Source organism: Fulvimonas sp. R45, from assembly GCF_030504985.1.
In the GTDB taxonomy this organism is placed as follows: domain Bacteria; phylum Pseudomonadota; class Gammaproteobacteria; order Xanthomonadales; family Rhodanobacteraceae; genus Rhodanobacter_A.
The window spans coordinates 1-5,269 of record NZ_JASERU010000036.1 but is presented as its reverse complement, the minus strand read 5'-3'; the positions used below and the strand labels follow the sequence as shown (position 1 = coordinate 5,269).

2 tRNA genes and 2 rRNA genes are annotated in these 5,269 nt (G+C 55.7%); all 4 read left to right on the top strand.

The annotated features are described in order from the left end of the window. Positions 1 to 256 precede the first annotated feature (256 nt). The 4 genes from QMK61_RS17515 (at position 257) to QMK61_RS17500 (ending at position 5,225) form a co-directional block, all read left to right on the top strand. Positions 257 to 1,801: ribosomal RNA gene (locus tag QMK61_RS17515) — 16S ribosomal RNA — on the top strand. 198 nt (positions 1,802 to 1,999) lie between these two features. Continuing rightward, positions 2,000 to 2,076: transfer RNA gene (locus QMK61_RS17510), tRNA-Ile, on the top strand. Between the two features lies 1 nt (position 2,077). Then, a tRNA-Ala gene (locus QMK61_RS17505) sits at positions 2,078 to 2,153 on the top strand. A gap of 194 nt (positions 2,154 to 2,347) precedes the next feature. Next, positions 2,348 to 5,225 (top strand): 23S ribosomal RNA (locus tag QMK61_RS17500). The 16S and 23S rRNA genes sit together here with 2 tRNA genes alongside, the layout of an rRNA operon. Positions 5,226 to 5,269 lie beyond the last annotated feature (44 nt).

The window sequence follows — 5,269 nt, the reverse complement described above, 5'->3', positions numbered from 1 at the left end:
GGTGTTGACGGCAGTAGAAAGGGATGTAGAATGGGCGGCTCACCCGGGACGAAATGTTCTGGGGCGTTTCGAGGAATCGGGCGCAAGTGGTTGATCTTTGACAGTGTGCGCAGGTGACTTGTGTGGGCGCCTTGCGGTGGATGGAGAGACTGTCCACCAATGCAAGCGTCTAACCAAAGAGTCAATTCAAAGCTTGACGTTTATGGTTAGGTTCAACGCTTCGGAAAGATAGATGGTCTTCGGGCCATCGAAAACTTAAGTGAAGAGTTTGATCCTGGCTCAGATTGAACGCTGGCGGCATGCCTAACACATGCAAGTCGAACGGCAGCACAGTGGAGCTTGCTCCATGGGTGGCGAGTGGCGGACGGGTGAGTAATGCATCGGGACCTGCCCAGACGTGGGGGATAACGTAGGGAAACTTACGCTAATACCGCATACGTCCTACGGGAGAAAGCGGGGGATCTTCGGACCTCGCGCGGTTGGATGGACCGATGTGCGATTAGCTAGTTGGTAGGGTAATGGCCTACCAAGGCGACGATCGCTAGCTGGTCTGAGAGGATGATCAGCCACACTGGGACTGAGACACGGCCCAGACTCCTACGGGAGGCAGCAGTGGGGAATATTGGACAATGGGCGCAAGCCTGATCCAGCAATGCCGCGTGTGTGAAGAAGGCCTTCGGGTTGTAAAGCACTTTTATCAGGAGCGAAATGCTACCGGTTAATACCCGGTGGAGCTGACGGTACCTGAGGAATAAGCACCGGCTAACTTCGTGCCAGCAGCCGCGGTAATACGAAGGGTGCAAGCGTTAATCGGAATTACTGGGCGTAAAGCGTGCGTAGGCGGTGATTTAAGTCTGCTGTGAAATCCCCGGGCTCAACCTGGGAATGGCAGTGGATACTGGATCGCTAGAGTGTGATAGAGGATGGTGGAATTCCCGGTGTAGCGGTGAAATGCGTAGAGATCGGGAGGAACATCAGTGGCGAAGGCGGCCATCTGGATCAACACTGACGCTGAGGCACGAAAGCGTGGGGAGCAAACAGGATTAGATACCCTGGTAGTCCACGCCCTAAACGATGCGAACTGGATGTTGGTCTCAACTCGGAGATCAGTGTCGAAGCTAACGCGTTAAGTTCGCCGCCTGGGGAGTACGGTCGCAAGACTGAAACTCAAAGGAATTGACGGGGGCCCGCACAAGCGGTGGAGTATGTGGTTTAATTCGATGCAACGCGAAGAACCTTACCTGGCCTTGACATGTCCGGAACTTGGCAGAGATGCCTTGGTGCCTTCGGGAACCGGAACACAGGTGCTGCATGGCTGTCGTCAGCTCGTGTCGTGAGATGTTGGGTTAAGTCCCGCAACGAGCGCAACCCTTGTCCTTAGTTGCCAGCACGTAATGGTGGGAACTCTAAGGAGACTGCCGGTGACAAACCGGAGGAAGGTGGGGATGACGTCAAGTCATCATGGCCCTTACGGCCAGGGCTACACACGTACTACAATGGTCGGTACAGAGGGTTGCAATACCGCGAGGTGGAGCCAATCCCAGAAAGCCGATCCCAGTCCGGATTGGAGTCTGCAACTCGACTCCATGAAGTCGGAATCGCTAGTAATCGCAGATCAGCTATGCTGCGGTGAATACGTTCCCGGGCCTTGTACACACCGCCCGTCACACCATGGGAGTGAGTTGCTCCAGAAGCCGTTAGCCTAACCGCAAGGGGGGCGACGACCACGGAGTGGTTCATGACTGGGGTGAAGTCGTAACAAGGTAGCCGTATCGGAAGGTGCGGCTGGATCACCTCCTTTCGAGAGCGACAGCCTTCGCTGCCGCAAGACGCCCACACAAGGCACCTGCCCTTTATTTCACGCGAAGTCCCTTTCGCGAAGAGCGCGACCGGCCATTCCAGTCCGGACTCTTCACGAAGACCCGCTCCGTTGGAGCGGATGCGGACACCCATCGAAGTGCCAAGTGCCTGGATGGTGATGCTCCACAGTACCGTTTATGGGTCTGTAGCTCAGGTGGTTAGAGCGCACCCCTGATAAGGGTGAGGCCGGTGGTTCGAGTCCTCCCAGACCCACCATGGGGCCATAGCTCAGCTGGGAGAGCACCTGCTTTGCAAGCAGGGGGTCGTCGGTTCGATCCCGACTGGCTCCACCATGGCGCTGGGCGACGTGAAGTAAAGGCGGCAGCGCACACAAAAGATTTGAAACGGAACGGCAGTGTGGCCGTCTTCGTGTTCTTTGAAAACGTAAACGAGTGACAAGCGTCTTGGTTCGAACGAACCGAGATGTGTCGTCGAGGCAACGGCGAAACGTTGTTTGGCACGACCCCGAGGCGACTTGGGGTTATATGGTCAAGCGACAAAGCGTATACGGTGGATGCCTTGGCAGTCAGAGGCGATGAAGGACGTGGCAGCCTGCGAAAAGTGTCGGGGAGCTGGCAACAAGCTTTGATCCGGCAATGTCCGAATGGGGAAACCCACCGCGCAAGCGGTATCCGTAACTGAATTCATAGGTTGCGGAAGCGAACCCGGGGAACTGAAATATCTAAGTACCCGGAGGAAAAGAAATCAACCGAGATTCCCTCAGTAGCGACGAGCGAACGGGGAGCAGCCCAAAAGCGTCGTACATTCTAGTCGAACGGTCTGGAAAGGCCGGCCGTAGCGGGTGATAGCCCCGTAGGCGAAAGGGTGCATGGCGTGAAATTGAGTAGGGCGGGGCACGAGAAACCCTGTCTGAACATGGGGGGACCATCCTCCAAGGCTAAATACTCCTGACTGACCGATAGCGAACAAGTACCGTGAGGGAAAGGCGAAAAGAACCCCGGAGAGGGGAGTGAAATAGACCCTGAAACCGTATACGTACAAGCAGTGGAAGCCCTTCGGGGTGACTGCGTACCTTTTGTATAATGGGTCAGCGACTTACTGTCAGTGGCAAGCTTAACCGTCTAGGGGAGGCGAAGGGAAACCGAGTCTGAATAGGGCGCATAGTCTCTGGCAGTAGACCCGAAACCGAGTGATCTAGCCTTGGCCAGGTTGAAGGTGCGGTAACACGCACTGGAGGACCGAACCCACATCTGTTGCAATAGATGGGGATGAGCTGAGGCTAGGAGTGAAAGGCTAAACAAACTCGGAGATAGCTGGTTCTCCTCGAAAGCTATTTAGGTAGCGCCTCGGACGAATCTTCCTGGGGGTAGAGCACTGTTATGGCTAGCGGGTCATCGCGACTTAGCAAACCATGGCAAACTCCGAATACCAGGACAGACTATCCGGGAGACACACGGCGGGTGCTAACGTCCGTCGTGAAAAGGGAAACAACCCAGACCCGCAGCTAAGGTCCCCAAGTTCTAGCTAAGTGGAAAACGATGTGGAAAGGCATAGACAGCCAGGAGGTTGGCTTAGAAGCAGCCACCCTTTAAAGAAAGCGTAATAGCTCACTGGTCGAGTCGGTCTGCGCGGAAGATTTAACGGGGCTAAGCTAGACACCGAAGCTCGGGGTGCACAGCAATGTGCGCGGTAGAGGAGCGTTCCGTACGCCTGTGAAGGTGGATCGAGAGGTCTGCTGGAGGTATCGGAAGTGCGAATGCTGACATGAGTAACGATAATGCGGGTGAAAAGCCCGCACGCCGAAAGCCCAAGGTTTCCTCGCGCAACGTTCATCGGCGCAGGGTGAGTCGGCCCCTAAGGCGAGGCAGAAATGCGTAGTCGATGGGAAGCCGGTTAATATTCCGGCACTTGTCTGTAGTGCGATGTGGGGACGGAGAAAGTTAGGTCTACCGGGCGTTGGTTGTCCCGGGGAAAGGCGGTAGGCGGTGATCTTAGGCAAATCCGGGATCACATACGCCGAGCACCGAGACGAGCCCTTTGGGGCGAAGTGACTGAGACTACGCTTCCAGGAAAAGCCACTAAGCTTCAGCTACAGAGAAACCGTACCGTAATCCGACACTGGTAGGCAGGGTGAGAATCCCAAGGCGCTTGAGAGAACTCGGGTGAAGGAACTAGGCAAAATGGCACCGTAACTTCGGGAGAAGGTGCGCCCTCCAGCGTGGCTACATGCGTAGCTGAGCGCCGGAGGGTCGCAGTAACCTGGCCGCTGCGACTGTTTATCAAAAACACAGCACTCTGCAAACACGAAAGTGGACGTATAGGGTGTGACGCCTGCCCGGTGCTGGAAGGTTAATTGATGGGGTCAGCCGCAAGGCGAAGCTCTTGATCGAAGCCCCAGTAAACGGCGGCCGTAACTATAACGGTCCTAAGGTAGCGAAATTCCTTGTCGGGTAAGTTCCGACCTGCACGAATGGCGTAACGACAGCGGCGCTGTCTCCACCCGAGACTCAGTGAAATTGAAATCGCTGTGAAGATGCAGCGTTCCCGCGGCAAGACGGAAAGACCCCGTGAACCTTTACTACAGCTTCACACTGAACGTTGAGTTCTTCTGTGTAGGATAGGTGGGAGGCTATGAAACCGAGACGCCAGTTTCGGTGGAGCCATCCTTGAAATACCACCCTGAAGTGCTTGACGTTCTAACCTAGGTCCGTCATCCGGATCAGGGACCGTGTGTGGTGGGTAGTTTGACTGGGGCGGTCTCCTCCCAAAGCGTAACGGAGGAGCACGAAGGTACGCTCAGCGCGGTCGGACATCGCGCACTGTGTGCAAAGGCATAAGCGTGCTTGACTGCAAGATCGACGGATCAAGCAGGTACGAAAGTAGGTCTTAGTGATCCGGTGGTTCTGTATGGAAGGGCCATCGCTCAACGGATAAAAGGTACTCCGGGGATAACAGGCTGATACCGCCCAAGAGTTCATATCGACGGCGGTGTTTGGCACCTCGATGTCGGCTCATCACATCCTGGGGCTGTAGCCGGTCCCAAGGGTATGGCTGTTCGCCATTTAAAGTGGTACGCGAGCTGGGTTCAGAACGTCGTGAGACAGTTCGGTCCCTATCTGTCGTGGGCGTTGGAGATTTGAGGGGGGCTGCTCCTAGTACGAGAGGACCGGAGTGGACGTTCCGCTGGTGTTCGGGTTGTCTCGCCAGAGGCATTGCCCGGTAGCTATGAACGGAAGTGATAACCGCTGAAAGCATCTAAGCGGGAAGCACGCCCCAAGATGAGATCTCCCGAGAGCTCGACTCTCCTTAAGGCACCATCTAGACCAGGTGGTTGATAGGCGCGATGTGGACGTGCAGCAATGCATTGAGCTTACGCGTACTAATGCGCCGTGCGGCTTGACCATATAACCCCAAGACGCTTCGCATGTGCAGGTCCCTCTGCGACGAT